Genomic DNA, 26848 nt, shown 5'->3' with positions numbered 1-26848 from the left:
GGCCAAGGACTCCGACCGCACCGCCCGTTGCGACCGGCGCTTCGGCGGTCCGCGGTGAACCGGGCCGAGCGCGAGGCCGCCGTGCGGCGGATCATGGAGCGGACACCGGTGCCGGTGCCGCCGGACCTGCACGCCGAAGCGGTGCGCCGCGGTGAACGCCTGCTGCGCCGCGGCCGGCTCGTCCGCCGGGTGCTGTGGACGCTGGCGTTCGCCGCAGCGGTCGCGTTCACCGTGTGGGCGGTACAGGTGCACCCGTGGGTGGAGCCGCCGTCGCGGACGACCCCACCGGTGGGCGGCTGGTGAGCCTCGTCCGGCCGGCCGTACGACCGCGCCGGTACGAGACCCGGGACGGCCCTAGCTGAGGGCCTGCTGAAGGTCTTCCAGCAGGTCGTCGACGTTCTCGATGCCGACGGACAGGCGGACCAGATCGCCCGGGACCTCCAGGGCCGAGCCGGCCGCGGAGGCGTGCGTCATCCGGCCGGGGTGCTCGATCAGCGACTCGACACCGCCCAGGGACTCGCCGAGGGTGAACACCTGGGCGCGGTTGCACACCTCGACCGCGGCCGCCTCGCCGCCCTCGACGCGGAAGGACACCATGCCGCCGAAGGCCCGCATCTGCTTGGCGGCGACCTCGTGACCGGGGTGCTCGGGCAGGCCCGGGTAGAGCACCTTCGTCACACGCGGGTGCCGGGTCAGCATGTCGGCGATCTTCGTGGCGTTCTCGCTGTGCCGGTCCATGCGCACCGCGAGGGTCTTGGTGCCGCGCAGCACCAGCCAGGAGTCGAAGGGGCCGGCGACGGCGCCCATCGCGTTCTGGTGGTACGTCAGTTCCTCGCCGAGCGCCTGGTCGGAGACGATCAGCGCACCGCCGACCACGTCCGAGTGGCCGCCCATGTACTTGGTCAGCGAGTGCACGACGACGTCCGCACCGAGCGACAGCGGCTGCTGGAGGTAGGGCGTGGCGAAGGTGTTGTCGACGACGAGCTTCGCGCCCGCGTCGTGCGCGACCTGAGCGACGGCGGCGATGTCGGTGATGCCGAGCAGCGGGTTGGAGGGGGTCTCCACCCAGACCGCCTTGGTCTTCGGGGTGATCGCGGCCCGGACCGCGGACGGGTCGCTGGTGTCGGCGACGGACCACTCCACGCCCCAGCGGGTGGCCACCTTGGCGAAGAGCCGGAAAGTGCCGCCGTACGCGTCGTTCGGGATCACCACGTGGTCGCCGGGGGTCAGCAGCGTACGCAGCAGGGTGTCCTCGGCCGCCAGGCCCGACGCGAAGGCGAGGCCGCGGCGGCCGCCCTCGAGCGCGGCGAGGTTCTCCTCGAGGGCGGTGCGGGTCGGGTTGGCGCTGCGGCTGTACTCGTAGCCGCCGCGCAGCCCGCCGACGCCGTCCTGCTTGTAGGTCGAGACCTGGTAGATCGGCGGGACGACCGCGCCGGTGAGGGGATCCGCGGTGTTGCCCGCGTGGATCGCGAGAGTCTCGAAGTGCTGACTGATGTGCCTGTCGCTCATGTGCACCGAGCGTAGTGCGCTTGGCCGGATGCTGGCGCCCGCCGGGCACGCGGAGCCCCGGAAGAAGGGTTTTCCCTGCGCGCGGCCACCCGGCCCGGCCGGGTCTGCCATGCTCCGGTCTGTCATGCTCCGGTCTGTCATGCTCCGGCCGGGAGTTTTCCACAGCCGCGCGGCGGGGTTGGCCAAGTGTCGGCGGCGTCTGGTTCGCTTGACGCATGGCGATTCTCTGGCTGATCTTGGCGCTGCTCATGCTGGGCTGCGCGCTGCTCCCGCTCGTGCGGCGCAGGCGCGGGCTGATCGAGCAGGTTCCCCCGGGTCACCCGGACGCCGCCGACCCGGCGGCCTACGGCTTCGTGCGCCAGGAGGAGCTGGACATCCGCATGCCGGGGGCGGACGAGGACCTGCTGGACGTCCTGGACCTGGTGCAGCGCACCCAGGACTACCGCGCGGCGGCCCAGCTGCTGGCCGGCACCGAGACCGCGGGCGAGCTGCGCTGGCAGCGGGTGCAGGCCTTCGCGGGCGCGGCCGCGCTGGAGCTCCAGCAGCGGCCCGGCGGGGTGCACGAGACGCCGGGCGGCCAGTGGCTGCGAGTGTGGCGGGCCGAGCAGTCCAAGGACGCGGGCGCCGCCGCCGTCCACGCGGAGTTCCTGGTGCAGCAGGCCTGGCGGACGTCGACGCCGGGCACGGACGACTTCCGGATCATCATGGAGGAGGCCCGGGAGGCCTGCGGTCAGGCGGCGCTGCTGTCGCCCGGCGACCCGGTGCCGTACATCGTCGAGCTGTCGATCGCCCGCGGACTGGGCTACGCGCAGGCCGAGTTCGAGCAGCTGTGGCTGAAGATCCTCGACCGCGCCCCGCACCACATGGGCGCGCATCTGGCCGCGCTGCACTACTGGTGCGAGAAGTGGCACGGCTCGCGCGAGCAGGCGTACTCCTTCGCCGAGGCGGCCGCCGCCCGCGCCCCGGAGGGCTCGCTGCTCGCCGCGCTGCCGCTGTTCGCGGTGTTCGAGCACCTGCCCGAGGTGGACCTGGTCCGGAGCTTCTACCAGAGCGAGGTCGTCACCAGAGCGGTGCACGGCGCGCTGCACGCGGTGCACGCGGCCCGCCCCGACGACCCGGTGCTCGCCCATGTCCGGCATCTGCTGGTCTTCTTCCTGGTCCAAGCCGAGCGCTGGGCCGAGGCGATGCACCAGCTGATACACATCGACGGCCATGTCGGCGCACTGCCGTGGTCCCTCTCCGCCGACCCCGCCGCCGCGTTCGCGGTCTACCGCGCGCTGGCCGTGGCGGGCTACGAGGCCAACGGCGGCAGCCCGGCGACCCTGCCCGGCTGACCGGGCCGGCACCGCCCGCCGGCCGGAATGCACCGGCCGGCCCATCCGTTGTACGGCTGTACGACGTACCGGGTGCCATACCGGCCCGTCCCGCACCGAGACCGACAGGGAGACCCCATGCTCTTCGGCCGCACCCCTCAGCTGCCCACGCCCGAGCAGGCGCTCACGGGCCGCCCGGCGCCCGCCTACAAGGTCCCCGACCGCCACACCGTCCTCGGCACCCCCCTCCTCGGCCCCTACCCGGAGGGACTGGAGACCGCCGACTTCGGGCTGGGCTGCTTCTGGGGCGCCGAGCGCAGGTTCTGGCAGCTCCCGGCGGGCGTGTACACGACCCTGGTGGGCTACCAGGGCGGTTACACGGAGAACCCCACCTACGAGGAGGTCTGCTCGGGCCTGACCGGCCACACGGAGGCGGTCCGCGTGGTCTACGACCCGAAGGTGATCTCCTACGACCGCCTGCTGAAGACCTTCTGGGAGTCCCACGACCCCACCCAGGGCTTCCGCCAGGGCAACGACGTCGGCACGCAGTACCGCTCGGCGATCTACACCCACACCCGCGAACAGGCGACCGCCGCGGAAGCCTCCCGCGATGCCTACCAGAAGGTCCTGACCTCCTCCGGCCACGGCACGATCACCACGGAGATCCTCCCGGCCGCCGACCGCCCCTTCTACCCGGCGGAGGCCTACCACCAGCAGTACCTGGACAAGAACCCGGCGGGCTACTGCGGCCTGGGCGGCACCGGAGTGTCCTGCCCGATCGGAGTCGCCCCGGCCGGGGAGTGACCCCGGGGGCTCGGGGCGGATTCCTCGGCGTCATCCGGCGGCGGGCGGTCCTGCGCTAGTCTTCGGCCGCTCGGCCACGGGGCGAGCGGCCGAAGCGGCGAGGGGGCTTCATGCGGGGTGGGTCGGTGCGGGCCGTCGGGGCTGTCCTGGTGGCCGCCGGGATGGTCTCCGGGTGTGCCGGGGGCGGTGGCTCGGCGGAGCGGCACGCGGATGTGGGGCGGCCGTCGGGGGCCATGGCGTTGACGGCCGCTCTCGTCAAGGTCGAGGACGCCAGCGCCAGGGCGCACACGGCCCGCGTGGTGGAGACCCGGGCGGTCGGCGGGGCACAGCCGTCGCGGATGTCCGGTGTCATGGACTGGTCGCGCGGGGTACAGGGCAACTTCACGCTCACCCGGCCCGCATCGACGGCGATACGCACCGCGCGGTTCGAGTTCCGCCGCGACGCCATATACATGCGCGTACCGGCGGACTTCTCCGCCCTGGCGGGCGGAAAGCACTGGCTGAAGACACCGATGAGCGCGATCGCCGCGCAGAGTCCGGTGCACAAGGCCCAGGTGGACGCGATGCGGCAGGCCGATCCCACGCTGTCCGTGCGGCTGCTGATCGAGAGCGGCGATGTGCACCGAGTGGGGACGGAGCGGGTCGGTGGGGCGGCCACCACCCACTACGCGGGCACGCTGGACGTGGGCCGGATGGCGGCCCTGCGCGGCCGGGGCCTGAGCCCCGAGGACGCCACGTACCTCAAGGAGGACCTGGTGGCGCAAGGCGTCCGCAGCGCCCGTGTCGACATCTGGGTCGACGGTGACGACCTGGTGGTGAAGCGGCAGGTGCGGATGCGGACGGCTGCCGGCGAACGCACCACGGTCGTCCGCTACTCCGACTACGGCGTCGCCGTCGACCTCTCGGTCCCCCGGCCTTCCGACACCGCCCTGCTGCCTCCGGCGGCGGACCCGGGGCAGTCGGCCGGGACGGGCTGAGACGGCGATCCGGTGGTGGCCCGCGTGATGGTGGAGCGGGCGACGGCGTCCGGCGAGGTCCGGGCCCGCGTCCTCGGCGGCACCGCGGCGAGACTCCTGGGCCTCGGTGCGAGCCTCGGGTAATTCCGGCGACGGAACCGGCCGCGGCCCCGTACATTCGCCCCTCGCGTAGCAAGCACGGGACGGGAGTGACGAGGGTGCGGACGTTTCTGATCGGCGGGGGCTGGGACACGGCCGAGGTGTATGTGCCGTTCCTGCGGGCGGCGGGCGGTGCGGACCGGCCGCCGCGGGTCGGATGCCTGGTCCTGGACGAGGGGGACGGACCGGCCGAGTTCGACCGGTACGCGGGGGCGCTGCGCGCCGCGGGGCCGTGCACGCCGGTGCCGCTGCTGGTGCCGCTCGGCGGGCGGTTCGTGCCGGAGACCGCGCTGGACGGGATCGACGGGCTGTTGGTCTGCGGCGGGCTGACGCCCGCGTACCAGGAGGTGCTCGCCGGGTGCCTGGACCGGCTGCCCGGGCTGCTGGCGGCGCGCGGGATACCGTACGCGGGCTTCTCCGCCGGTGCGGTGGTCGCGGCGCGGCGGGCCGTGGTCGGCGGGTGGCTGGCGGGCGGGGTGCCGGTCTGCCCGCCGGAGACCGGGGAGGATCTCGAGGAGATCGAGGTGCGGGCGGGGCTCGGGCTGGTGCCGTTCGCCGTGGACGTGCACGCGGCCCAGTGGGGGACGCTGGCCCGGCTGGTGACGGCGGTCGGGCGGGGGCAGCTGCCGTACGGGGTGGCCGTGGACGGGAACACGCTGGTCACCGTGGAGGACGGGGAGGCGCGGGTGTCCGGGCTCGGGCGGGTGCATGTGGTGCGGCCCGGGGCGGACGGGGACGGCGTGGCCGTGCACGCGTACGGAGCCGGGGAGGGCTTCTCCGTGTCCTAGCGGTGGAGAAGCCCTCCCCGGCCCGGCCGGATCGCGGTGCTCCCCGGCGTCAGATGGTCGCCGTGTCGATCACGAAGCGGTAGCGGACGTCGCTGGCCAGCACCCGCTCGTACGCCTCGTTGATCTCCTCGGCACGGATCACCTCGATCTCCGCGCCCAGCCCGTGCTCCGCGCAGAAGTCGAGCATCTCCTGGGTCTCGGCGATGCCGCCGATGCTGGAGCTGCTCATGCTGCGGCGGTTGCCCATGAGGCTCTGGAGCACGATCTGCACCGGCTCCTCCGGCAGGCCCACGTTGACCATCGCGCCGTCGGTGCGCAGCAGGGAGAAGTAGGCGGCGAAGTCCAGCGGGGCCGAGACGGTGTTCAGGATCAGGTCGAAGGTGCCCGCCAGCTCCTCGAAGGTCTTCGGGTCGCTGGTGGCGTAGTAGTGGTCGGCGCCCAGCTTCAGACCGTCGTCCTTCTTGCGCAGCGACTGGGAGAGGACGGTGACCTCGGCGCCGAGCGCGTGCGCGATCTTCACGCCCATGTGGCCGAGACCACCGAGGCCGACCACGGCGACCTTCTTGCCGGGGCCCGCGTTCCAGTGCCGGAGCGGCGAGTAGGTGGTGATGCCGGCGCAGAGCAGCGGGGCCGCCACGTCCAGGGCGAGGCCGTCGGGGATGCGGACGACGAAGTCCTGGTCGACGACGATCTTCTGGGCGTAGCCGCCGAGGGTGGGCTGCCCGTCCTTGTCGGTGTCGTTGTACGTCCAGGTCGGGCCGCCGTTGGAGCAGTGCTGCTCCAGGCCCGCCCGGCAGTTGTCACAGGTGCGGCAGGAGTCGACCATGCAGCCGACGCCCACCCGGTCGCCGACGGCGAACTTCGTCACACCGGGGCCGACCTCGGTGACGACGCCGGCGATCTCGTGGCCCGGCACCATCGGGAAGGTGCCGGGACGCCAGCCGTCCCGCACCTGGTGGATGTCGGAGTGGCAGATGCCGGCGAACTTGATGTCGATCAGAACGTCGGACTCGCCTACCGCGCGCCGCTCGATGGTGGTCCGCTCCAGCGGAGCCTTCGCGGCAGGCGCGGCGTACGCAGCAACAGTGGTCATCCGGGGGGTTCTCCTCGCAGGGTTCAGCGCGCCCGGCTCTCTTCCGCCGGGCACGGTTCCAAGCCTGCCTCATGCCCGCGCGGGTCACCCAGTCCCCGCTCTTGCGTACGACCGCTGTGCGTACCACTGGCGGGGTCAGGCTGCCGTGCGTACGACCAGGAATACTGGACGTATGGAGCACACTGCGCTGCCGCTGGACCGGCGGGCCGAGCTGAGCGAGTTCCTGCGCAGCCGGCGGGCCCGGCTGAAGCCGGAGGACGTCGGTCTGCCCGACTTCGGCAGGCACCGGCGGGTGCCGGGGCTGCGCCGCGAGGAGCTGGCGCAGCTGGCCGGGGTGTCGGTGGCGTACTACACCCGGCTGGAGCAGGGCAACGGCCGGAACGTCTCGGCGGAGGTGCTGGACTCGATCGCCCGCGCCCTGCGGCTGACGGACGCCGAGCACGCGCATCTGACGCATCTGGCGAAGCCGAAGGCGCACAAGAAGAAGCCGGCGGCGCGCCAGCAGCAGGTGCGGACCTCGCTGCGGCAGCTGCTGGACTCGCTGGACGGCGTGCCGGCGTACATCGTCGGGCGCCGCTCGGAGATCCTCGCCTGGAACCGGATGGCGGCGGCGGTCTTCGGCGACTGGGGGGAACTCCCGCCGGCCGAGCGGAACTGGGCCCGGCTGGTCTTCCTGCGGCCCGAGTACCGCGAGCTGTTCGTGGACTGGGAGCAGAAGGCGATCGACATCGTGTGCGCGCTGCGCATGCACGCGGGCTGCTATCCGGACGATCCCCGGCTGGCGGCTCTGGTGGGCGAGCTGTCGGTGAAGAGCGAGGAGTTCCGCCGGCTGTGGGCGACGCATGACGTGAAGGAGAAGAGCCACGGGCTGAAACGGCTGCACCATCCGCTGGTCGGCGACCTCTCCCTGAACTTCGAGTCCTTCCGGCTGTCGGACGACGCGGACCAGTCCCTGGTCACCTACCACGCGGAACCGGGCTCGCCGTCCGCCGACTCCCTCCGGCTGCTGGCCAGTTGGGGCACGGACGCGACCCGCGCGGTGCCCTCCGCCTGACCCTCACTCCGCCACCTTGAGGTCGGCCCGCATCAGCCGCCGCATGGCGGTCAGCAGCGGCTCGGCCCGCTTCAGGTCCAGCAGTGCCTGCTCGGCGGACTCGCCGCCCCGGGCGATGCCCCGGTCGAGCCGCTTGAGGACGGCGTCGATCCCGGCGAGCACCCGGTTCACCGCGCGCGAGGCCTCCAGGATCCGCTCCGGGACGATCATCTGGGCCTCGGCGTAGTGGTCCCGGTACTCCCGCCGGGCGTCCTCCAGCTGCTCCCGGTCCCGGTCGGTGTAGACGCCGTCCCGGAGCCGGTGCAGGGCGTCCTTGAGCAGGGTGTGGAACTGCCGCGAGGACCGGTTCATCGCGGTGTACGCCCGCCTGCGCTCCTCGAACGTCCGCCGTTGCCCGTCCCGTTCGGCTTCCTCGGCCCGCTGCCGGCCGGCCCGCCGCTCGCTGATGACGGGCGCGAGGAGCGTGCCGAGCACACCGACGACAGCGGTGATCATGGTGCTGATGGCTTCGGTCACGGACGGACAGCCTAGGGCCTTTCTTTCGGATCAGGTCGGCTGCGGTGGCGGTGCCTTCTCGGCCGACCCGAGCGGGGTCATGGGGGTGCCCCCTGCTCGAGCGCAGTCGAGAGCTTGGGGGAGCGTGCAGATGCAAGGCGGAGGAGGGAGTCGACGCGGAGCGTCGGCGAGTGACGACAACGCAGCAGATGTGCGTGCCAGGGCCCGCGACGCCGGCAAGATCCGAAAGAGAGGCCCTAGGCGCGCTGGATAGCCTGCCGGTATGAGTGACGAGACATGGGATGCTCTCAGGGCGACTCCGCTGGGTGAGGTGCGGCGGCGGGCCGCGATCGTCGACCGGGTGGCGGAGGTCGCGCCGGTGGAGGTGGCCGGTGCGCAGCGGTACGCCTGGAACGACGGCGGGGGCCAGTCGGCCGTCTGGTACTTCACCCCCGACGACCGCGCCCTGCTGCTCACCTTCGACCACGAGTCCCCGCTGAACCTCTACGCCGAGGACGAGGACACCGCCTACCCGCTCCAGCGGTCGTTCTACGACGGTGTCCCGGAGGAGCTGCTCCGCCTGGTGCGCAACCAGCCCGAGAACTACGAGTCGCTCAACATCAGGGACCCGAAGTCGGGCGACACGCTTCTCTACGCCGGCGGGGTGTTCTGGTACGACGGCTCCCGGTGGCAGCTGCCCGAGGGACTGACCGGGTACTGCGAGCGCGAACACCTGGATCTGTTCAACGACTCCGGCTTCGACTACTGCCTGGACACCTATCTCTTCGGCCGTGACTTCACCCCGGAGAGCCTGGTGGACCATCTGGCCGAGGAGGGCTGGTACGAGGACGAGCGGGAGAAGCAGGAGGCGCTGGCCGGGATCCGGGAGATCTTCGCCCGGCAGTGAGCGCCGGAAGGGGCACCCCGGACCTGCCGGAGTGCCCCTGTTCACCGTTTACGTGCCAAAGGCGTCCTACTTGCCGAAGTAGGCGTCGTAGACCGTGATCTGCGACGTGTTGCCCTTCTTGTCGGTGACCTTGGCGCGGAAGGAGACGGACCGTCCCTGGTCCGGGTTCTCCATGGCGATCTTTCCGTTCACCACGACGAACTCCTTCCAGGTCTTCCCGGAGTCGTACGACAGCCACACCGTGAGCGACTTGAGGTTGCCGCCCGCGGCCGCGCCCTCGACCTTGACCGGGACGGTGATCCGCTTGCCGGCCTCGGCACGGCTGTCCAGCCCGGTCGGGGCGCCGAAGGCCACGCTGGAGGCGGGCAGCTCGGTGGTGCCGTGGGCCGGCTTCTGGGAGCGGAAGGTCCAGGTCGCGTCGATCCGCGAGGCGGCCTGCGCGACCTTCGCCGAGCGGGTGACCGAGGTGGTCAGCCGGTACGCGGCGGAACCGGCCGGGACCTTGAAGGTGCCGTCACCGAGCAGCGGGTCGTCGTTGGAGCCGACCTCGGTGCCGTCGCGGTACAGGGTCGTACGGGCCGAGGTGTAGGCCGAGTAGCCGGCGTTCCTGGCGGAGTCGGCGAACAGCGGCAGCGCGCCGTAGATCCGGTTGCCGTCGCGGAACAGGCCCATCTCCGAGGTGATGTGCGGGGAGAAGACCGCGGTGTCGACGGTCCGGGTGTAGGTCTTGCCGGCCGCGAAGGACTCCGGCTTGAGCTGGTAGGAGGCGTCCGTCACCGGGAAGCCGTCCTTGTCCTTGCCGCCGAACTGGTCGTACTCCAGCTGCCAGGTCGCCCCGCCCTTGGCGGACAGGTGCAGGGTGCGGGTGGCGGGCACCTGCTGCGGGATGCCGATGGCGGAGGAGCCGGAGCCGTCGGGCAGCCAGCCGGAGGCGCTGATCGCGCCGGTCTTGCCGCCGGCGGGGGCGCCGAGCCGGGCCTTCACCGTGGCCAGGTCGGATGCCTTGAAGTGCCGGGTGTAGCCGGTGGCGACCCGGTTCACCCAGCCGCCGACGGTGACGTCGTACTCCTCGTGCGCGCCCTTGGTCCAGTGGCCGTCCCACTGCTGGTACAACGACCGGGCGGGCATCCGCGGGCCGAGGTGGGCGGTGCGGACGTTGCGGTACGAGTCCAGCCACATGCCGTAGCCGTACTGGCCGTTGCCGGCCGTGACGTCGTACTCCGGCGCGGCGAACTCGGACTTCAGCCCCTTGGCGGGGACGGTGATGTCCACCGGCCTGGCCTTGCGGGCGTCGATCGTGATCGTCTGCTTCCCAGCGACCGTCAGCTTCGGCTGGGCGATCCAGTCGATGCCCTTGGCGGCGTTCTTCGGGTCGGCGTAGACCATGGTGTTGAGGATGTACGTGCCCTTGAGCGCGCGCACCTTCACCGTGCCGGACTTGTCGTACGGGGTCAGCCAGCTGTTGGTCGCGAGCCCGGACACGCCGGTCAGGTCGGCGCTGTAGTACGGGGCCGGCTTGCCGTTGCGGCCGATGAACTTCAGCGTGAGGTCGTACGACTCCTTCTCGCGCTGGACCGCGGCGGCCGTACGGACGGTCTGTCCGCCGCCGGTCGCCGTCACATACGCGGAGTAGCCGCCGTCGAGGGTGCCCAGCCGGGTGTTGACGGTCAGGTTCACCGACGCCTTGCCGTGCGCGGGGACCGTCACCTTGGTCGCGCCGGGCGTGAAGAAGCCCGCCGGTGCCGCCTTGCCCTTCGGGTCGGTGCCCGTGACGGACAGGCTGAGGGTGACGTCCTTGTCGCCGAGGTTGCGGTAGACGACCTTCTTGGTGACCGGCTTGTCGTCGGTGTGCGGCCACAGCTGGGTGCCGAAGCTCACCGACACCGGGTCGGCGACCACCGACTGCTTGATCGCCTTGTCGACGGCGATCCGGCCCGCGCCCTGCTGGAACGCCGAGTAGGGGCCGCCCTTGGCGGAGCCGGTGAGCGCGCCCTTCAGCTCGGCGTAACCCCAGTCGGGGTGCTCCTGCTTGAGGATCGCGGCGGCGCCCGCGACATGCGGGGTGGCCATCGAGGTACCGGAGATGGTCAGGTACCCGTCGGGCTTCTCGCCGACCTCCTTGTCGATGACGCTGCCCTTGGCCGCGGCGGCGGTGATGTCCACGCCGGGCGCGGTGACGTCCGGCTTGATGGCGCCGTCGCCGACGCGTGGGCCGGTGGAGGAGAAGTCGGCGAGCTTGTCCTTCTTGTCGACGGCGCCGACGGTGAGCGCGGCGTCCGCGCTGCCCGGTGAACCGATCGACTGGGGGCCGTCGTTGCCCGCGGCGATCGCGAACAGGATGCCCTTCTCGGCGGACAGCTTGTTCACCTCGGCCTCGAGCGGGTCGATGCCGGGCGAGTCCTGGCCGCCGAGGCTCAGGTTGACGACGTCGGCGCCCTGCGCGGCCGCCCACTCCATGCCGGCCAGGATCCCGGAGTCGTCACCGGAGCCGCTGTCGTCCAGCACCTTGCCGTTGAGGAGCTTGGCGTCCGGTGCCACACCCCGGTACTTCCCGCCGGACTTGGCGCCGGTGCCCGCCACGATGGAGGCGACGTGCGTGCCGTGGCCGAAGTGGTCCATGGCGTCGGTGGCGCCGGAGAAGTTCCTGGAGGCGACCACCTGGTCCTTCAGGTCCGGGTGGCGGGTGTCCACACCGGTGTCCAGGACGGCGACCTTCACGCCCTTGCCGGTGTATCCGGCCTTCCAGGCGACCGGGGCGCCGATCTGCGGCACGGACTTGTCGAGGGCGGCCTTGCGGACGCCGTCGAGCCAGACGTGCGCGATCCCGGAGGCGGTCCGGTCTCCCTCGGTGACCGCGGCCCACAGCTGGGCGGTGTCCTTGACGGGCGTCTGCACGGCGTCCGCGTTCAGCGCGGACAGGCTGTGCCGGAGCCGGCCGGCCTCGCGGACGCCGGCCCGGGCGGCGCCGGCGGTGCCGCGGTAGCCGACGATGACCTTCAGGCCGTTCTTCTGGTCCTTGCGGGTGGCGGCCTTGTTCAGCTCGGTGACGTCGAACAGGCGCTGGTCCAACGTGCCGGCGGCGAGCAGCCGGGCGGCGTCGGCCGGGATCACCAGTGTGTGTCCGCCGGCCTTGCGGATCTGGACGGGTATGTGCTCCCGGCCCTTGGCCCGCTGGAAGCCGACGACCCGGCCCCCGGCGTCGAGGACGACGCGGTCACCGGTGATGAGGGTGACGTGGTGCCGGGCGGTGCGGGCGGACGCGCTGGTCGAGGCGGGTCCGTCGGCCGCGGTTCTCGCCGACGCCGGGCTGGTCATACCCGCTGCGAGGGCGACGGCTGCGGCGGTCGCGACGGTGGCCGCAGCCGCTCTCTTCACTTGTCTGCGCAAGATCTCCCCCTGGAGATGGTGTACCGGGCGAATTCCCCGTTCACCCGGCCGGAGGGGGGCGTCATACGCGTCGGACCCTCCGGATCACGGAGTATGCCGGGGGGTGATCGGAAGGCTCAACGGATGAGAGGACGGTAAGAAAGAAGTGCCGGGAAACTGTTACGTCGTAGCCGGGCGACCGTTACAGAAGCCGTCGGGCGCCGGCGCCGTGGCCCCAAAACGCCGATGCCGCCCCTGAGGGCGGCATCGCGAGGGTGTGAACGGACCGTCAGACGGCGGAACCGGCCTTCCACTGGGCCCAGTCCATGTTCCAGCCATTGAGGCCGTTGTCCGGCGAGACCGTCTTGTCGCCGGTGTTCTGGATGACCACGACGTCACCGATCAGCGTGTGGTTGTAGAACCAGGCGGCCGGGGTGCTCGGGTCGCCGGCGCCCTTGACGTCCCGGAGGCCGACGCAGCCATGGCTGGTGTTGACGCTGCCGAACACCGAGGGCGCGCCCCAGTAGTTGCCGTGGATGAAGGTGCCGGAGGTGGTCAGGCGCATGGCGTGCGGCACGTCCTTGATGTCGTACTCGCCCTTGCCGTCGGAGTCCTTGAAGCCGACCGTCGCGCCGTTCATCCGGGTCTGGGTGAACTTCTCGGAGATCACCATCTGCCCCTCGTAGGTGGTGTGCTCGGGGGCGCCCGCGGAGATCGGGATGGTCTTGACGACCTTGCCGTCCTGCGTGACCTTCATCTGGTGGGTCTTCGCGTCGACGTAGGAGACCTGGTTGCGGCCGATGTGGAAGGTGACCGTCTTCTGCTGGACGCCGTGCAGGCCGGGGGCGCCCTCGACACCGTCGAGCGCCAGCTTCAGCGTGACGGTGGCGCCCTCCTTCCAGTACTGCTCCGGGCGGCAGTCCATGCGGTTGGCGTTGAACCAGTGGCAGGCGACCTCCTGGCCGCTGCTGGAGGTGACCGTGATGCCCTTCTGCACGGCCGCCTTGTTGGTGATCGCCTTGTCGAAGTTGATCGAGACCGGCATGCCGACGCCGACCGTGGCGCCGTTCTCCGGGGTGAAGGTGCCGATGAAGCTGTTGGCCGGGGACACCGTGGTGAACTGGGCGTTCTCGTGGGCTATGCGGCCCTCGGAGTCCTTGGCCTCCGCCGCGATCCTGTAGGTGGTGGAGCGCGCCAGCTGGGTGGTGGGCTTCCAGCTCAGCTTGTCGGCGGACAGCTGCCCGGCGACGGGCTTGCCGTCCTGGGTGGTCATGGTGACGCCGGTGAGCGTGCCCTTGCTGACCGTGACGGTGCCCGAGTTGTTGATCGACGCGTTGTCGGAGCCGTCCTTGGGCGTGATCGTGATCTGCGCCTGCGAGGACTTCTTCGCCGCCGCGGCGTCCGCCTGCGCCTGTGAGGAGTCGTTGCCGTTGCCACCGCCGGAGGACTTGTCGTCACCGCCGGAACACGCCGTGAGCACCAGCACACCGCCGAGCAGAGCGGACGCGGCCATCAGGCCCCTGCGCCGCTTACTGTCCGTCATCACAAGCTTCTCCATCGCTGCCGAGCCGCCAAGAACTGCGTGTCCCCCGAACCTTCAACGCTACGGCCGGTTCGTCCCGTTCCGGATCCCGGGGATCTGTGGGACACGCCACGTCCGCCGTCGTGGGCGGGTGGTACGACGAGACCCCGGACGGCGGTTGCCGCCCGGGGTCATGAGTGCCCCCGAACGCTCAGCCGATGCCGCCCTCTTCCCGCTCGTCGTCCTCCTCATCATCCTCGCCCAGCTCCCAGTCGGGCGAATCCGGGTCGTAGTCGATCCGCTCGCTGGACCAGGACGCCTGCTGGAGCTCCACCCCGGGCACCGCGCCGACCAGGTCGAACGGGTCGACGAGATAGGCGAGGGCCTCCGCGGTGTCTTCCGTCACAGCACCCTCGGCCTGGCCGCGCTCCGCCTCGGGCAGCTCCGGGTCCTCCGCGAGCCGGCGCAGCGCGGCCCGGGTCAGTGCGTCCTCGTCCTGCACCTCCAGCACCAGATCCACCCGGAGCCGTACAAAACGTGATGTCTCCTCATCGCTCATGGCGCGAGCGTACGGCCGAAACCTGCCGTGACTTTCCTGTGACCCACGATTTTCACTAACATCACCCCACACGGCCAATTCGCCAGCGTCACAAGGGGATCGATATTCCGTGTCATCCGCTCGCCGTCCGCTGCTGACCGCCACCGCCGCGGGAACCCTGCTGTGCGCCCTGTGGTTCGTGCCGTCCGCGAACGCGTCGCAGGACTCGCCGGCCAGAGCGACGGAAGCGTCGAGTACGACCACGGCGACGCAGGTCACGCAACAGGTCACGCAGGAGGGCCGGGCGGTGTCGGCGGCGACCGCGCAGACCGCCCACGAGACCGCGGAGGGCGCCGGACTCGCCGACACCGGCAGCATCGACACCACTCCGTACGTGGTCGGCGGCACGCTGTTCCTCGCCGTGGGCGCCGGGTTCGTGGTGTATTCGGTGCGCCGCGAACGTTTGGGCTTCTGACTCCGCGGAGTGGAAGCCCTCCTGACGCACCGACAGGGGGCCCCGCGCGGCGGAGCCCCCTGTCACCTTCCCCTTGCGGGTCCTACTGGAGCGGGCCGGTGACCGTCTCGGCGGCCGCGACCAGGTGACCGCCGGCCACGAAGGCGTCGGCGGCGGCCAGGTCGGGCGCCAGGAACCGGTCCGGGCCGGGGCCCTGGACTCCGGCCTTGCGCACGGCGTCGATGACCGCCCTGGAGGCGGGCGCCGGGGTCAGGCCCTCGCGCAGCTCGATGGCGCGGGTGGCGGCGTACAGCTCGATGGCGATGATCCGGGTGAGGTTGCCGACGGCGGTGCGCAGCTTGCGCGCGGCCGACCAGCCCATGGACACATGGTCCTCCTGCATCGCGGAGGACGGGATGGAGTCCGCGGAGGCGGGTACGGCGAGCCGCTTCATCTCGCTCACCAGCGCGGCCTGCGTGTACTGGGCGATCATCAGCCCGGAGTCGACACCGGCGTCGTCGGCGAGGAACGGCGGCAGGCCGTGGCTGCGGTTCTTGTCCAGCAGCCGGTCGGTGCGCCGCTCGGCGATGGAGCCGAGGTCGGCGGCGGCGACGGCGAGGAAGTCCAGCACATAGGCGACCGGGGCGCCGTGGAAGTTGCCGTTGGACTCCACCCGGCCGTCGGGCAGCACGACCGGGTTGTCCACGGCGGAGGCCAGCTCCCGCTCGGCGACCAGCCGGGCGTGCGCGAGGGTGTCGCGTCCGGCGCCGGCGACCTGCGGGGCGCAGCGCACCGAGTAGGCGTCCTGGACCCGGGGGGCGCCGTCCTGGTGGTGCCCGGTGAGGCCGGAACCCTTGAGCACGGCGAGCATGTTGGCGGCGGAGGCGCCCTGGCCCGGGTGCGGCCGGATGGCGTGCAGCTCGGGGGCGAGCACCTTCTCCGTGCCGAGCAGCGCCTCCAGGCTGAGGGCGGCGGTGATGTCGGCGGACTTGTAGAGGGTGTCGAGGTCGGCGAGGGCCATGATCAGCATGCCGAGCATGCCGTCGGTGCCGTTGAGCAGGGCCAGGCCCTCCTTCTCGCGCAGCTCGACCGGCTCGATGCCGTGCTCGGCGAGCAGCTCGCCTGCGGGCCGTACGACCCCGTCGGGACCCTCCGCGTCGCCCTCTCCCATGAGCGCGAGGGCGCAGTGGGACAGCGGGGCCAGGTCGCCGGAGCAGCCGAGGGAGCCGTACTCGTGCACGACCGGGGTGATCCCGGCGTTCAGCACGTCGGCCATGGTCTGCGCGACCTCGGGCCGGACGCCGGTGTGCCCGGAGCAGACGGTCTTCAGCCGCAGGAACATCAGCGCCCGTACGACCTCCCGCTCGACCCGCGGGCCCATGCCGGCGGCGTGCGAGCGGACGATGTTGCGCTGCAACTGGGCGCGCAGTTCCTGGCTGATGTGCCGGGTCGCCAGGGCGCCGAAGCCGGTGGAGACGCCGTAGACCGGGTCCGGCTTGGCCGCCAGTGCGTCCACGATCTCGCGGGCCGCCGCGAGGGCCGCCACCGCCTCCGCCGACAGCTCGATGCGGGCACCGCCGCGCGCCACGGCGAGAACGTCGGACGCCGTGACCCCGGACGTCCCCACCACCACAGTGTGCATATCCATATTCAGGAGCGTACGCATTGAATGCGTCGATGTCACTAGTGGCGGCCGGGGGCACCCCTTACCTGCGCTGTGGCCTTCGCCTCACGGCAGCCGGCCGCGGAACCGGCGCCGCTCGGCCCGGGACGGCGGGGGCTCGTCGGCGAGCCGTACGACGGGATCGTCCGGCCCCTCCCGCCCGGCCACCACCGGCCGGTCCGCGCGCATGGCCTTGGCCCGGTACTGCGCCGCGTCCGCCAGCCGGAACAGCCGCCGGGCGTCCCGCACCTCCCCGATCGGGTCCTCGGTCGAGGCCACCCCGCAGGCCACCCCCTCCCCCAGCTCCAACTCCCCGGCCCTGCGGCACAGTTCGTCGGCGGCCTTCACGACCTCGTCCGCGGCCGGCCCGACCGCCAGCAGACAGAACTCGTCCCCGCCGAGCCGCGCCGCCAGCGCCCCCGGCACCATCGCGCCGCACAGCGACAGCACCGAGCCGAACCGCTCCAGCAGACGGTCACCGACGGCATGCCCGAGCGTGTCGTTGACCCGCTTGAGCCCGTTCAGATCGCAGACCACGAGACTGACCACCACGCCCTGCGTACGGTGCCGGTCCACCGCCTCCTCCAGGCGTACGTCGACGGCCCGGCGGTTGGCGAGTCCGGTCAGGGCGTCGGTGTACGCGAGCCGGCGGGCCTCCTCCAGCCGCTCGGTCTGCGCGATACCGGCGGCGACGACCGCGGCGAGCACGGTGGCGAAGTCGGCGTCATCCCGTGCGAACAGAGGCGCACCGACCGCCCGGGCCACATACAGCTCGCCCCAGGCACGGCCGTGCAGCACGACCGGCGCGACGACGCAGCAGCCGCGGCCGCGCCGGCGCAGGGCGGCGACCCGCTGGTGGAAGTAGCCCGGGGTGCCGGCGGCCGGCCCCTGCGCGGTCTCCACCCACGCGTTGGGCCCGCCGCCGCCCGCCCATCTCTCGTGCAGGAACTCGGTGATCTCCGGGAACTGGTGCACCGGGTACGCCTCGGACTCCGGGAACTCCTCCTCGTCCGGGGCGCACTCCCCCACGTTCACGAGGACGCGCAGCCGCCCCAGCTCCCGCTCCCACACCGACAGCGCGGCGAACGTGCCGTCCAGCGCACGGCAGGCGCCGAGCGCGGCGGCATGCCACGACTCCCGTGGGGTGTGCGCCGCCGCCATCCCCTGCGCCAACGCCACGACGGCACGGAGCCGCTTGTCCTCACCCATTACCCCAGCGTAGGAAGGAAAAGGGGCAAGAGGGACATTCTTGCGGCGAACAGGCTATGCCCGACGCGGCTGCGGGACCTTACTCGCCCGGCCACTCCGGCGTGCGCTTCTCGTTGAAGGCGGCGACCCCCTCCGCCCGGTCACCGGAGAACGCCACCGACCGCCACGCCGCGTCCTCCACCTCGAGCCCGGCCCGCAGATCCAGCCCCTGCCCCAGCCGCAGCGCCCGCTTCGCCGCCCGCAGCCCCACCGGCGAGTTCCCGGCGATCGCGGTGGCCAGCGCCAGCGCCTCCTCCCGGTCCCGGCCCTCCTCGACCAGCCGGTCCACCAGCCCCAACTCGGCCGCCTCCGCGGCCTCCACCCGCCGCGCCGAGAAGATCAGCTCGGCCGCGCGCGCCGCCCCGACCCGCCGCGGCAGCAGCTGCGTACCGCCGCCGCCCGGGATCACCCCCACGGACACCTCCGGCAGCCCCACCAGGGCCGTACGGTCGGCCACGATCAGATCGCAGGACAGCGCCAGCTCGAAGCCGCCGCCCAGCGCGAACCCGTGCACCGCCGCGATCGTCGGCATCGGCAGCTCCAACACGCCGGTGTACGCCGCCCGGGCCACCGGCCGCTGCCGGACGAGGTCGGCGTCGGTGAAGGAGTTCCGCTCCTTGAGGTCGGCACCCACACAGAAGGCCCGCTCGTGCGAGGAGGTCAGGACGACCACCCGCGCCTCCCGGTCCGCCGCCAGCGCCGCGCACGCCCCGCCGAGCGAGCGGGCCATCTCCGTCGAGACGGCGTTCATCGCCTTGGGCCGGTCCAGCACCAGTTCCGCGACATACCCGTGCCGCCGCACCAGCACGAACTCCCCGAACCGCTCCTCGCTCATGACACCCTCCGGGCACAACGTTAACGCGGGTTAACTCCCTGTCGGCCCGATCATCGCAGCCCGGCCCCGCTCCCGGAAACCCCGGGGGGCTACACCCGTTCGAGTGACATCCCGGCCGTCTCACCCCACTCCGCCCACCTCAGCGCATAACGTGCGCACCGCCCGGCGCGACCGGGGCGCGGGGAGAAGCCGGGGAGAACACATGACACCGATACGCGGCGAGTCGTCCGGTACGGAGACAGCGACAGCGGCCGACCGGGAGCCTCCGACCGACCGGGAACCGGAGGAGCCCGCTGCCCTCACGGACGGCTGGATCCGGCGAGGGCGGCATCGCAAGCCCCGGCCCCGCAAGGTGCTGCTCGCCGCAGGGGGGCTGGCCCTGGTCGCCGGGGTGCTGAGCCTGATCCGGGTGACCCCGCAGTCCGGTGTCGGCGCCCCGGGCACGGCGGAGGCCGAACCCCGGCTGGATTCCGGCACCACCGCACGCGCCCCGCACTCCGGCACCCCGTCGACGGCCACACCCACCGCCCTGCCCACGGCGGCCTCCGTCATGGGCGGCCACAGCCTCGCGCCCACCCCGGCCCCGTCCAGCACGGCCCGGACCACCCCGGACGACGGCGCGCACCCGACGAAGCCGGAGGCCACCGCCGTACCCACACCCGGCGCCCCGGCCCCGGCGACTCCCGCGCCCGGCACACCTACCGCACCGGCCCCCGCACCCTCCGCACCGGCGACCACCGCACCCACCCCGTCCACCAGCCACACCCCGGCCCCGAGCCCCCCGCAGAGCACACCGGAGCCCGGCCCGGGCGGAGTGTGCCTGCCGGTGCTCGGCCTGTGCGTGGACGGACTCGGCGGGAACTAGTCCCGGCCGTCGCGGCGGGTCAGCAGCCAGGGTTCGACCACGCCGAGGCCGCGGACCGGGCGCTGCCACATCGGCTGGAGGGCGAAGCGGTACGTCGGCGGGTCCTCGCCCTTCTTCTCGGCGGCCGCCGCGGCCTCGGCCGCCTCCGCCTCCGAGACGGGCGCCTCACCGGTGCGGATCAGCTCCTCCGCGAAGGCGCTGTCCACCAGCACGGCGTCACGCGGCGCTATCGAGGTCAGCCGGGAGGCGAGGTTCACCGTCGTACCGAAGACATCACCCATGCGGGTGGTGACCGTGCCGAACGCCATGCCGACCCGCAGCTCCGGCATCGTCTCGTCGTTCGCCAGCGTCTCGACCAGCAGCATCGCGATGTCGGCGGCCGTACCGGCGTCGTCGGCCGCGTACAGCACCTCGTCGCCGAGGGTCTTGATGAGCCGGCCGCCGCGCGCGGCCACCAGGTCGGCGGCGGTGGTCTCGAAGGCCTCGACCAGTTCGCCGAGTTCCTCCTCCTCCATCCGGCGCGTCAGCCGGGTGAACCCGACCAGGTCGGCGAAGCCGACGGCGAGCCGCCGGTCGACCATCTCCTCGTCGTCCGCCGACTGCACGACCCGGCCGGCCGAGGCGGCGAGCTGGCGGCGCCAGACGTAGACCAGGAACTCCTCCAGCTCGGGCAGGAGCAGCTCGACGATCGGGTACGTCACCTCGGTGCGGGTCATCCCTGGCTCGGGCGGCTCGGTCAGGCCCTCCAGGAAGGAATCCATCTGCCACTCGGCCAACCGGGCGGTGGTCTGCCCGGTGGACCGGGCCACCTGGACCGCCATGGCCTCGCTGAGCAGCCCCGCCTCGACCAGACCGGCGAGGCGCCGCAGGGCGAGGACGTCCGCCTCGGTGAATGCCTTGGCCTGCCCGACGTCGGCGAAGCCCATGGCCCGCCAGAAGCGGGTGGCCAGCTCCATGGAGACACCGGCGGTACGGGCCGCCTGAAAGGGCGTGTAGCGCCGCTCGGCACCGAGGATCAGCGCTTCGAGACGCACGGCCAGCGGGTGCGGGGCTTTTCCGGGGTCGGCGCCGTTCGAGTCCGCGCCGGAACCCGTGTCGTCGACGGTCACGCGTGCTGCCCTTCCGATCTGCCACGGTCAGGTATCGACCGGCCTCAACTCTACGGCAGGTGTGCGCCAGCTCACTCCGTCGGGCTCGGCCGAGGAGTGTGCCCGCTGCCGGGCGCGCGGACCGGGGTGCGTCCGGGGACACCCCGGCGTCACCGGGTACCCCTCCACGGTGCGCCCTCGGACGCTTCCGCGCGCCCCCGACGGCCCGACTCGCGCCCTACGCCGGCCGCAGATGGACGATGTCGCCCGCGCCCACCGGCTCGCGCACGCCCTCCTCGGTGGCGATGACCAGCCGCCCGTCCCCGTCCACGGCCACGGCCTCGCCCACCACGGCCCGGTCCCCGGGCAGCTCGGCCCGGACCGTACGGCCCAGCGTGGCGCAGCCCGCCGCGTAGGCCTCCTGGAGCCCGCTGGGCCCCGGATCGCCGCCGGCCGCGCGCCACCGCCCGTACCAGTCCTCCAGCGACCGCAGCACCGCCCGCAGCAGCGGGTCCCGGTCCGTGCCGGCCGCCCCGGCCAGCGCGAGCGAGCCCGCCTGCGGCACCGGCAGCTCCTCCGCCCGCAGGGTGACGTTGATGCCCACGCCGATGACCACCCCGGCGTCGCCGGCCCGTTCCGCGAGGATGCCGCCGGCCTTGCGCTCCTCCCCGCCCACGGTGACCAGCAGGTCGTTCGGCCACTTCAGCGCCGTGTCCACGCCCGCCGCCCGGGCCAGTCCGGTCGCCACCGCGACACCGGTGAGCAGCGGCAGCCAGCCCCACCGGGCCACCGGCACCTCGGTGGGCGCCAGCAGCACGGAGAAGAAGAGCCCGGAGCGCGGCGGCGCCGTCCACCGCCGGTCCAGCCGCCCCCGCCCGGCTGTCTGCTCCTCGGCGACGAGGACCGCGCCCTCGGCCGCCTTCCCGGCCGCGGCCCGGGCCGCCAGGTCGGAGTTGGTGGAACCGGTCCGCGGGACCAGTTCGATCTCCGTCCACAGGCTGCCCTCGCGGACCAGCGCACGTCGCAGGGCCGCGGCGTTCAAAGGCGGACGGTCCAGATCGGACCAACGGCTGTCGTCGGATGCGTCTGATGCATGGTGCGGCGTCATGCAAGCCACCCTAGGTGTGGGAAACGCCGCACTGCCGACGCCGGGGCCCACCACTACTCTACGGATGAGTAACCGTCCCCCCCTTTGAGCAGGCAGGGAGCCGCGATCCCGATGTCGGAGCCGGAAGAGCGTCAAGAGATCGACATTCACACGACCGCGGGGAAGCTCGCGGATCTCCAGCGTCGTGTCCACGAGGCGACGCACGCCGGCTCGGCACGCGCCGTGGAGAAGCAGCACGCCAAGGGCAAGTTGACGGCCCGTGAGCGGATCGAGCTGCTCCTCGACGACGGCTCGTTCGTCGAGCTGGACGAGTTCGCCCGGCACCGCTCCACCAACTTCGGACTGGAGAAGAACAGGCCGTACGGGGACGGTGTCGTCACCGGCTACGGCACCGTCGACGGCCGCCCGGTCGCCGTGTTCTCCCAGGACTTCACCGTCTTCGGCGGCGCCCTCGGCGAGGTCTACGGGCAGAAGATCGTCAAGGTCATGGACTTCGCGCTGAAGACCGGCTGCCCGGTCATCGGCATCAACGACTCCGGCGGCGCCCGGATCCAGGAAGGCGTCGCCTCCCTCGGCGCGTACGGCGAGATCTTCCGCCGCAACACCCACGCGAGCGGTGTCATCCCGCAGATCAGCCTGGTCGTCGGCCCGTGCGCGGGCGGCGCGGTCTACTCCCCGGCCATCACCGACTTCACGGTCATGGTCGACCAGACCTCGCACATGTTCATCACCGGCCCGGACGTCATCAAGACCGTCACCGGCGAGGACGTCGGCTTCGAGGAGCTGGGCGGGGCCAGGACCCACAACTCCGCCTCCGGCGTGGCCCACCACATGGCCGGCGACGAGAAGGACGCCATCGAGTACGTCAAGCAGCTGCTGTCGTACCTGCCGTCCAACAACCTCTCCGAGCCCCCGGTCTTCGCCGAGGAGGCCGACCTCGCCGTCAACGACGAGGACCTGGAGCTGGACACCCTGGTCCCGGACAGCGCGAACCAGCCGTACGACATGCACACGGTGATCGAACACATCGTGGACGACGGCGAGTTCTTCGAGACCCAGGCCCTGTTCGCGCCGAACATCCTCACCGGCTTCGGCCGGGTCGAGGGCCACCCGGTCGGGGTCGTCGCCAACCAGCCGATGCAGTTCGCCGGCTGCCTGGACATCGCCGCCTCCGAGAAGGCCGCCCGCTTCGTGCGCACCTGCGACGCCTTCAACATCCCGGTGCTGACCTTCGTGGACGTGCCCGGCTTCCTGCCCGGCGTGGGCCAGGAGCACGAGGGCATCATCCGGCGCGGCGCCAAGCTGATCTACGCCTACGCCGAGGCCACCGTCCCGCTGATCACCGTGATCACCCGCAAGGCCTTCGGCGGCGCCTACGACGTCATGGGCTCCAAGCACCTGGGCGCCGACCTCAACCTGGCCTGGCCCACCGCCCAGATCGCCGTCATGGGCGCCCAGGGCGCGGTGAACATCCTGCACCGCCGCACCCTCGCCGAGGCCGAGGCGAGCGGGGAGGACGTGGAAGCCGTGCGCGCCCGTCTGATCCAGGAGTACGAGGACACCCTCCTCAACCCCTACGTCGCGGCCGAGCGCGGCTACATCGACGCCGTGATCATGCCGTCCGACACCCGGGCCCACATCGTCCGCGGCCTGCGTCAGCTGCGCACGAAGCGGGAATCCCTGCCTCCGAAGAAGCACGGCAACATCCCGCTCTAAGCCCCCGAGCCCCCAAGGAGCCGCTGTGACGATCAAAGTCGTACGGGGCAACCCGACCCCGGAGGAGCTGGCCGCCGCTCTGGCGGTGGTCCGCGCCCGCGCCGCGGCGGCAGCGACGACGCCGCCCGGCGCGGACGGTCTGCGCGACGCGTGGTCCGACCCGTCCCGGATCGCGGCCGCCCGCCTGCCGAAGCCGGGCCCGGCGTCCTGGACCCGCACCTACTGGCCGAGCTGAGCGCCCGGCCGCGGCCGGGGGGTGCCAATTGAGTACCGGTACTCAGGCATCCTCCCGGCCCCAGGCCGCACGCTGGTGACATGCTGTGGTCAGACCCCGAGGACGAGCCGCCCGAGGACATGCGCGAAGCGCATGAGATGCTCCGGCGGCTCGGCTTTCTCATGGCCCTGGCCATGGTTCTGGCGATGATCGTGATCGGTCTGAGGTGAGTCGGCCGCACCGGCTGACTAACCTGACGGCATGACTGCCACGCCGCGCCGCCGCCTGATCCTCGCCTCCCAGTCCCCCGCCCGCCTGGGTCTGCTCCGGCAGGCCGGGCTCACCCCCGAGGTGATCGTGAGCGGGGTCGACGAGGACGCCGTCACCGCGCCCACCCCGGCCGAGCTGGCCCTCGCCCTGGCCGAGGCCAAGGCGTCGGTGGTGGCGGCCAGGCCGGAGGTGCAGGGCGCCCTGGTGATCGGCTGCGACTCGGTGCTGGAGCTGGACGGGCAGGCCCTCGGCAAGCCCGCCGACGCCGAGGAGGCCACCGCCCGCTGGAAGGCCATGCGCGGGCGGGCCGGGGTGCTCCAGACCGGCCACTGCATCTGGGACACGCAGGCCAAGCGGTATGTGTCCGGCACCGCCTCCACCGTCGTCCGGTTCGGCGAGCCCACCGACGAGGAGATCGCCGCGTACGTGGCCTCCGGGGAACCCCTCTACGTCGCCGGGGCGTTCACCCTGGACGGCAGGTCGGCGCCGTTCATCGAGGGCATCGACGGCGACCACGGCAATGTGATCGGCATCAGCCTGCCCCTGGTCCGCAAGCTGCTCGCGGAACTGGGCGTCGGCATCACGGAGTTGTGGTCAGCGGCCGAGTGACCCGGCGGAGACGGACCCCCGGGGCCCGCTCTCCCCGTCCTGCGGCTGCTCCCTGCGGGTGTCCCCGTCCTGGGGGCCGCTCGTCCGGCTGTCCCCGTCCTGCGGACCGCTCGTCCGGCCGTCGCCGTCCTGCGGCTGCTCCGTACGGACCACCGCTTCACCCGATGGAGCGGCGCCCGGGGCGGCCGGCCGGGCGGCGCCCCGCTCGGGGCCGCCCTCACGGTCGTACGTCATCAGCAGCAGGACGACGAGCCCCAGCACCACCACCATGAACAGGAACGCCGTCCAGCCGACCATGCCCCAGGCGAAGGCGCCCAGCAGGCCGTGCACCACCGCCACGCTGATCAGCAGGATGCGGCCGAACCCCGCGGGCGCCCGGTCGCGTATCGCCACCAGGACGGCCACCAGGGCGCACAGCGCGAAGTAGAGCCCGAAGACCACCCCGCCGATCTTCGACGACGTGGCCATCACATCGGGGTCGAGCCCGGCCAGGGACATCTTCTGCCGGTCCACGACCATGCCGAGGAACCAGTTCAGCGCCGCCACGCCGAAGGCCTCGGCGAGGAGTACGACGGCCACGACCCACGCCACCGGTCTGCGCACCACCGGTCCCCACCCACTCTCCAGCCAGCGTTCTGTTACCCGAGGTACGTTCGAGTCATCGCGCACGCTACTAACGGGTAAACCGGGGGACAAGGGTTCGGGCGGCAGCAAAGAATCATTGGGCCATTCGTAGGGACTCGACAAAGAAACAGAGTGGGCCGCAGCACGCCCTCACAGAGACCTTGACCACATGACGGAGCTAGGGTTTTCCGCAGGAGTCCTGCGTACCGTGGTGCGACAAGGGCTTTCGCGGGTCGAGCGCGCCTCGAATCACGCTCCGTGTGGGCAAGCTCACCATTGGGGACGGGTCGAAGTGCCGTGTCGGCAGTCCCTAAACTCGGCTTGTTTCAAGGAGGGAGCCTCAATCGTGCGCAAGGTGCTCATCGCCAACCGTGGCGAAATCGCTGTCCGCGTGGCCCGGGCCTGCCGGGACGCCGGGATCGCGAGCGTGGCCGTCTACGCGGACCCGGACCGGGATGCTGTGCATGTCCGCGCGGCGGATGAGGCGTTCGCCCTGGGCGGTGACACCCCGGCCACCAGTTACCTGGTCATCGACAAGATCCTGAACGCGGCCCGGGAGTCGGGGGCGGACGCGGTCCATCCGGGGTACGGGTTCTTGTCGGAGAACGCCGAGTTCGCCCAGGCGGTCCTGGACGCGGGTCTGATCTGGATCGGGCCGCCCCCGCAGGCCATCCGCGACCTCGGTGACAAGGTCGCAGCCCGGCATATCGCGCAGCGGGCGGGTGCGCCGCTGGTGGCCGGTACCCCGGACCCGGTCTCGGGTGCAGACGAGGTCGTCGCCTTCGCGAAGGAGCACGGCCTGCCGATCGCGATCAAGGCCGCGTTCGGTGGCGGCGGGCGTGGTCTGAAGGTGGCCCGCACGCTGGAGGAGGTGCCGGAGCTGTATGAGTCGGCGGTGCGGGAGGCGGTGGCCGCGTTCGGCCGCGGCGAGTGCTTCGTCGAGCGTTACCTGGACCGGCCGCGGCATGTGGAGACGCAGTGCCTGGCCGACAAGCACGGCAACGTGGTCGTGGTCTCCACCCGGGACTGCTCCCTTCAGCGCCGCCACCAGAAGCTGGTGGAGGAGGCGCCCGCGCCGTTCCTGTCCGAGGCCCAGGTCGCCGAGCTGTACCGGGCGTCGAAGGCGATCTTGAAGGAGGCCGGCTACGAGGGCGCGGGCACCTGCGAGTTCCTCGTCGGCCAGGACGGCACCATCTCCTTCCTGGAGGTCAACACCCGTCTCCAGGTCGAGCACCCGGTCACCGAGGAGGTCGCCGGGATCGACCTGGTGCGGGAGATGTTCCGCATCGCCGACGGTGAGGAACTCGGCTACGGCGACCCCGAACTGCGCGGCCATTCCTTCGAGTTCCGCATCAACGGCGAGGACCCGGGCCGTAACTTCCTGCCCGCCCCCGGCACCGTGACCGTCTTCGACGCACCGTCCGGGCCCGGTGTCCGGCTGGACGCGGGTGTGGAGGCCGGCAGCGTGATCGGCCCGGCCTGGGACTCCCTGCTGGCCAAGCTGATCGTCACCGGCCGCACCCGCAAGGAAGCCCTCCAGCGCGCCGCCCGCGCCCTGGAGGAGTTCAAGGTCGAGGGCATGGCCACCGCGATCCCCTTCCACCGCGCGGTCGTCAAGGACCCCGCCTTCGCCCCCGAGCTGACCGGCTC

25 protein-coding genes and 1 pseudogene are annotated in these 26848 nt (G+C 72.1%); 14 read left to right on the top strand and 12 right to left on the bottom strand.

Features of this window, described 5'->3' with window-relative positions:
• Positions 1-54: 54 nt before the first annotated feature.
• Positions 55-303 carry a hypothetical protein gene (locus ACWCV9_RS31365; RefSeq protein ID WP_450791640.1) on the top strand — a complete coding sequence of 83 codons (249 nt, stop codon included), beginning with the start codon at positions 55-57 and terminating at the stop codon, positions 301-303.
• Positions 304-354: 51 nt separating this feature from the next.
• Here the strand turns inward: ACWCV9_RS31365 and ACWCV9_RS31360 are convergent, their stop codons facing one another.
• Positions 355-1509 carry a cystathionine gamma-synthase gene (locus tag ACWCV9_RS31360; protein ID WP_385847828.1) on the bottom strand — a complete coding sequence of 385 codons (1155 nt, stop codon included), beginning with the start codon at positions 1507-1509 and terminating at the stop codon, positions 355-357.
• 215 nt (positions 1510-1724) lie between these two features.
• On the opposite strand from ACWCV9_RS31360, the gene ACWCV9_RS31355 reads away from it, so the two are divergent.
• From ACWCV9_RS31355 to ACWCV9_RS31340, 4 genes are all read left to right on the top strand, one after another.
• Positions 1725-2843, top strand: coding sequence for a hypothetical protein (locus ACWCV9_RS31355; protein ID WP_450791638.1), 1119 nt, complete (start codon positions 1725-1727; stop codon positions 2841-2843).
• Positions 2844-2960: 117 nt separating this feature from the next.
• Positions 2961-3626 carry a peptide-methionine (S)-S-oxide reductase MsrA gene (gene msrA, locus ACWCV9_RS31350; RefSeq protein ID WP_450791636.1) on the top strand — a complete coding sequence of 222 codons (666 nt, stop codon included), beginning with the start codon at positions 2961-2963 and terminating at the stop codon, positions 3624-3626.
• Between the two features lie 110 nt (positions 3627-3736).
• Positions 3737-4603 carry a hypothetical protein gene (locus tag ACWCV9_RS31345; protein ID WP_450791635.1) on the top strand — a complete coding sequence of 289 codons (867 nt, stop codon included), beginning with the start codon at positions 3737-3739 and terminating at the stop codon, positions 4601-4603.
• 197 nt (positions 4604-4800) lie between these two features.
• Complete coding sequence (locus ACWCV9_RS31340) at positions 4801-5529, top strand: hypothetical protein (RefSeq protein ID WP_450791634.1); 729 nt, start codon at positions 4801-4803, stop codon at positions 5527-5529.
• Between the two features lie 49 nt (positions 5530-5578).
• Here ACWCV9_RS31340 and ACWCV9_RS31335 read toward each other — a convergent pair whose 3' ends face one another.
• The gene (locus tag ACWCV9_RS31335) at positions 5579-6622 is read right to left on the bottom strand and encodes an NAD(P)-dependent alcohol dehydrogenase (protein WP_450791632.1); all 1044 of its coding nucleotides are present in this window, start codon (positions 6620-6622) and stop codon (positions 5579-5581) included.
• Between the two features lie 172 nt (positions 6623-6794).
• Between ACWCV9_RS31335 and ACWCV9_RS31330 the strand changes: the two genes are divergently transcribed.
• Positions 6795-7676, top strand: a complete 882-nt coding sequence (locus ACWCV9_RS31330; protein ID WP_450791630.1) for a helix-turn-helix domain-containing protein — start codon at positions 6795-6797, stop codon at positions 7674-7676.
• A gap of 3 nt (positions 7677-7679) precedes the next feature.
• On the opposite strand, the gene ACWCV9_RS31325 is transcribed toward ACWCV9_RS31330, so the two are convergent.
• Complete coding sequence (locus ACWCV9_RS31325) at positions 7680-8192, bottom strand: hypothetical protein (RefSeq protein ID WP_450791628.1); 513 nt, start codon at positions 8190-8192, stop codon at positions 7680-7682.
• A gap of 262 nt (positions 8193-8454) precedes the next feature.
• Between ACWCV9_RS31325 and ACWCV9_RS31320 the strand changes: the two genes are divergently transcribed.
• On the top strand, positions 8455-9078 hold the full coding sequence (locus ACWCV9_RS31320; RefSeq protein WP_385847842.1) for a hypothetical protein: 624 nt from the start codon (positions 8455-8457) through the stop codon (positions 9076-9078).
• A gap of 66 nt (positions 9079-9144) precedes the next feature.
• Here ACWCV9_RS31320 and ACWCV9_RS31315 read toward each other — a convergent pair whose 3' ends face one another.
• The 3 genes from ACWCV9_RS31315 to ACWCV9_RS31305 form a co-directional block, all read right to left on the bottom strand.
• Complete coding sequence (locus tag ACWCV9_RS31315; protein ID WP_450791626.1) at positions 9145-12453, bottom strand: S8 family peptidase; 3309 nt, start codon at positions 12451-12453, stop codon at positions 9145-9147.
• A gap of 280 nt (positions 12454-12733) precedes the next feature.
• Positions 12734-13987 (bottom strand): L,D-transpeptidase, encoded by a 1254-nt coding sequence (locus ACWCV9_RS31310; RefSeq protein WP_450791625.1) that lies wholly within the window; start codon positions 13985-13987, stop codon positions 12734-12736.
• A gap of 190 nt (positions 13988-14177) precedes the next feature.
• Entirely contained in the window at positions 14178-14525 is a 348-nt protein-coding gene (locus ACWCV9_RS31305) for a hypothetical protein (protein WP_385847845.1), read from the bottom strand.
• Between the two features lie 109 nt (positions 14526-14634).
• On the opposite strand from ACWCV9_RS31305, the gene ACWCV9_RS31300 reads away from it, so the two are divergent.
• On the top strand, positions 14635-14979 hold the full coding sequence (locus tag ACWCV9_RS31300) for a hypothetical protein (RefSeq protein ID WP_450791623.1): 345 nt from the start codon (positions 14635-14637) through the stop codon (positions 14977-14979).
• An 82-nt stretch (positions 14980-15061) separates the two neighbouring features.
• Here ACWCV9_RS31300 and hutH read toward each other — a convergent pair whose 3' ends face one another.
• The 3 genes from hutH to ACWCV9_RS31285 all read right to left on the bottom strand — a co-directional run bounded on the left by hutH (position 15062) and on the right by ACWCV9_RS31285 (position 18704).
• The gene (gene hutH, locus ACWCV9_RS31295) at positions 15062-16600 is read right to left on the bottom strand and encodes a histidine ammonia-lyase (RefSeq protein ID WP_450791789.1); all 1539 of its coding nucleotides are present in this window, start codon (positions 16598-16600) and stop codon (positions 15062-15064) included.
• An 87-nt stretch (positions 16601-16687) separates the two neighbouring features.
• Positions 16688-17830: a diguanylate cyclase domain-containing protein gene (locus ACWCV9_RS31290; RefSeq protein ID WP_450791621.1), complete on the bottom strand. Its 1143-nt coding sequence runs from the start codon at positions 17828-17830 to the stop codon at positions 16688-16690.
• Between the two features lie 79 nt (positions 17831-17909).
• Positions 17910-18704, bottom strand: coding sequence for an enoyl-CoA hydratase/isomerase family protein (locus tag ACWCV9_RS31285; RefSeq protein ID WP_450791619.1), 795 nt, complete (start codon positions 18702-18704; stop codon positions 17910-17912).
• Positions 18705-18906: 202 nt separating this feature from the next.
• Between ACWCV9_RS31285 and ACWCV9_RS31280 the strand changes: the two genes are divergently transcribed.
• On the top strand, positions 18907-19569 hold the full coding sequence (locus tag ACWCV9_RS31280) for a hypothetical protein (protein ID WP_450791617.1): 663 nt from the start codon (positions 18907-18909) through the stop codon (positions 19567-19569).
• Here ACWCV9_RS31280 and ACWCV9_RS31275 read toward each other — a convergent pair.
• Both ACWCV9_RS31275 and ACWCV9_RS31270 read right to left on the bottom strand, forming a co-directional pair.
• The gene (locus ACWCV9_RS31275; protein ID WP_385847850.1) at positions 19566-20678 is read right to left on the bottom strand and encodes an adenylate/guanylate cyclase domain-containing protein; all 1113 of its coding nucleotides are present in this window, start codon (positions 20676-20678) and stop codon (positions 19566-19568) included. The genes ACWCV9_RS31280 and ACWCV9_RS31275 overlap by 4 nt on opposite strands.
• Before the next feature lie 217 nt (positions 20679-20895).
• Entirely contained in the window at positions 20896-21765 is an 870-nt protein-coding gene (locus ACWCV9_RS31270; protein ID WP_450791615.1) for a biotin--[acetyl-CoA-carboxylase] ligase, read from the bottom strand.
• 111 nt (positions 21766-21876) lie between these two features.
• Here ACWCV9_RS31270 and ACWCV9_RS31265 point away from each other — a divergent pair, with 111 nt between their 5' ends.
• The 4 genes from ACWCV9_RS31265 to ACWCV9_RS31250 all read left to right on the top strand — a co-directional run bounded on the left by ACWCV9_RS31265 (position 21877) and on the right by ACWCV9_RS31250 (position 24574).
• Positions 21877-23481, top strand: a complete 1605-nt coding sequence (locus ACWCV9_RS31265) for an acyl-CoA carboxylase subunit beta (protein ID WP_450791613.1) — start codon at positions 21877-21879, stop codon at positions 23479-23481.
• 25 nt (positions 23482-23506) lie between these two features.
• Positions 23507-23716: an acyl-CoA carboxylase epsilon subunit gene (locus ACWCV9_RS31260; protein WP_385847854.1), complete on the top strand. Its 210-nt coding sequence runs from the start codon at positions 23507-23509 to the stop codon at positions 23714-23716.
• An 80-nt stretch (positions 23717-23796) separates the two neighbouring features.
• Entirely contained in the window at positions 23797-23925 is a 129-nt protein-coding gene (gene mmpB, locus ACWCV9_RS31255; RefSeq protein ID WP_450791610.1) for a morphogenic membrane protein MmpB, read from the top strand.
• A gap of 31 nt (positions 23926-23956) precedes the next feature.
• Positions 23957-24574 (top strand): Maf family protein, encoded by a 618-nt coding sequence (locus tag ACWCV9_RS31250; protein WP_450791608.1) that lies wholly within the window; start codon positions 23957-23959, stop codon positions 24572-24574.
• A 210-nt stretch (positions 24575-24784) separates the two neighbouring features.
• Here ACWCV9_RS31250 and ACWCV9_RS31245 read toward each other — a convergent pair.
• Positions 24785-25180 (bottom strand): annotated as a pseudogene (locus tag ACWCV9_RS31245) (hypothetical protein); the annotation flags it as partial.
• Positions 25181-25544: 364 nt separating this feature from the next.
• On the opposite strand from ACWCV9_RS31245, the gene ACWCV9_RS31240 reads away from it, so the two are divergent.
• The coding region (locus tag ACWCV9_RS31240; RefSeq protein ID WP_450791606.1) for an acetyl-CoA carboxylase biotin carboxylase subunit at positions 25545-26848 on the top strand (1304 nt) is incomplete at its 3' end.

This window comes from Streptomyces sp. NPDC001606 (assembly GCF_053596835.1).
Note: the sequence above shows the minus strand (reverse complement) of the source record. Positions and strands in the feature narration are given on the sequence as shown.

Bases quoted from the DNA above. Each gene is read 5' to 3' on its own strand.
- ACWCV9_RS31360 (WP_385847828.1), bottom strand. From the start codon at position 1,509: ATGAGCGACAGGCACATCAGTCAGCACTTCGAGACTCTCGCGATCCAC.
- ACWCV9_RS31355 (WP_450791638.1), top strand. From the start codon at position 1,725: ATGGCGATTCTCTGGCTGATCTTGGCGCTGCTCATGCTGGGCTGCGCG.
- msrA (WP_450791636.1), top strand. From the start codon at position 2,961: ATGCTCTTCGGCCGCACCCCTCAGCTGCCCACGCCCGAGCAGGCGCTC.
- ACWCV9_RS31345 (WP_450791635.1), top strand. From the start codon at position 3,737: ATGCGGGGTGGGTCGGTGCGGGCCGTCGGGGCTGTCCTGGTGGCCGCC.
- ACWCV9_RS31335 (WP_450791632.1), bottom strand. From the start codon at position 6,622: ATGACCACTGTTGCTGCGTACGCCGCGCCTGCCGCGAAGGCTCCGCTG.
- ACWCV9_RS31330 (WP_450791630.1), top strand. From the start codon at position 6,795: ATGGAGCACACTGCGCTGCCGCTGGACCGGCGGGCCGAGCTGAGCGAG.
- ACWCV9_RS31320 (WP_385847842.1), top strand. From the start codon at position 8,455: ATGAGTGACGAGACATGGGATGCTCTCAGGGCGACTCCGCTGGGTGAG.
- ACWCV9_RS31310 (WP_450791625.1), bottom strand. From the start codon at position 13,987: ATGACGGACAGTAAGCGGCGCAGGGGCCTGATGGCCGCGTCCGCTCTG.
- ACWCV9_RS31305 (WP_385847845.1), bottom strand. From the start codon at position 14,525: ATGAGCGATGAGGAGACATCACGTTTTGTACGGCTCCGGGTGGATCTG.
- hutH (WP_450791789.1), bottom strand. From the start codon at position 16,600: ATGCACACTGTGGTGGTGGGGACGTCCGGGGTCACGGCGTCCGACGTT.
- ACWCV9_RS31290 (WP_450791621.1), bottom strand. From the start codon at position 17,830: ATGGGTGAGGACAAGCGGCTCCGTGCCGTCGTGGCGTTGGCGCAGGGG.
- ACWCV9_RS31285 (WP_450791619.1), bottom strand. From the start codon at position 18,704: ATGAGCGAGGAGCGGTTCGGGGAGTTCGTGCTGGTGCGGCGGCACGGG.
- ACWCV9_RS31280 (WP_450791617.1), top strand. From the start codon at position 18,907: ATGACACCGATACGCGGCGAGTCGTCCGGTACGGAGACAGCGACAGCG.
- ACWCV9_RS31270 (WP_450791615.1), bottom strand. From the start codon at position 21,765: ATGACGCCGCACCATGCATCAGACGCATCCGACGACAGCCGTTGGTCC.
- ACWCV9_RS31265 (WP_450791613.1), top strand. From the start codon at position 21,877: ATGTCGGAGCCGGAAGAGCGTCAAGAGATCGACATTCACACGACCGCG.
- mmpB (WP_450791610.1), top strand. From the start codon at position 23,797: ATGCTGTGGTCAGACCCCGAGGACGAGCCGCCCGAGGACATGCGCGAA.
- ACWCV9_RS31250 (WP_450791608.1), top strand. From the start codon at position 23,957: ATGACTGCCACGCCGCGCCGCCGCCTGATCCTCGCCTCCCAGTCCCCC.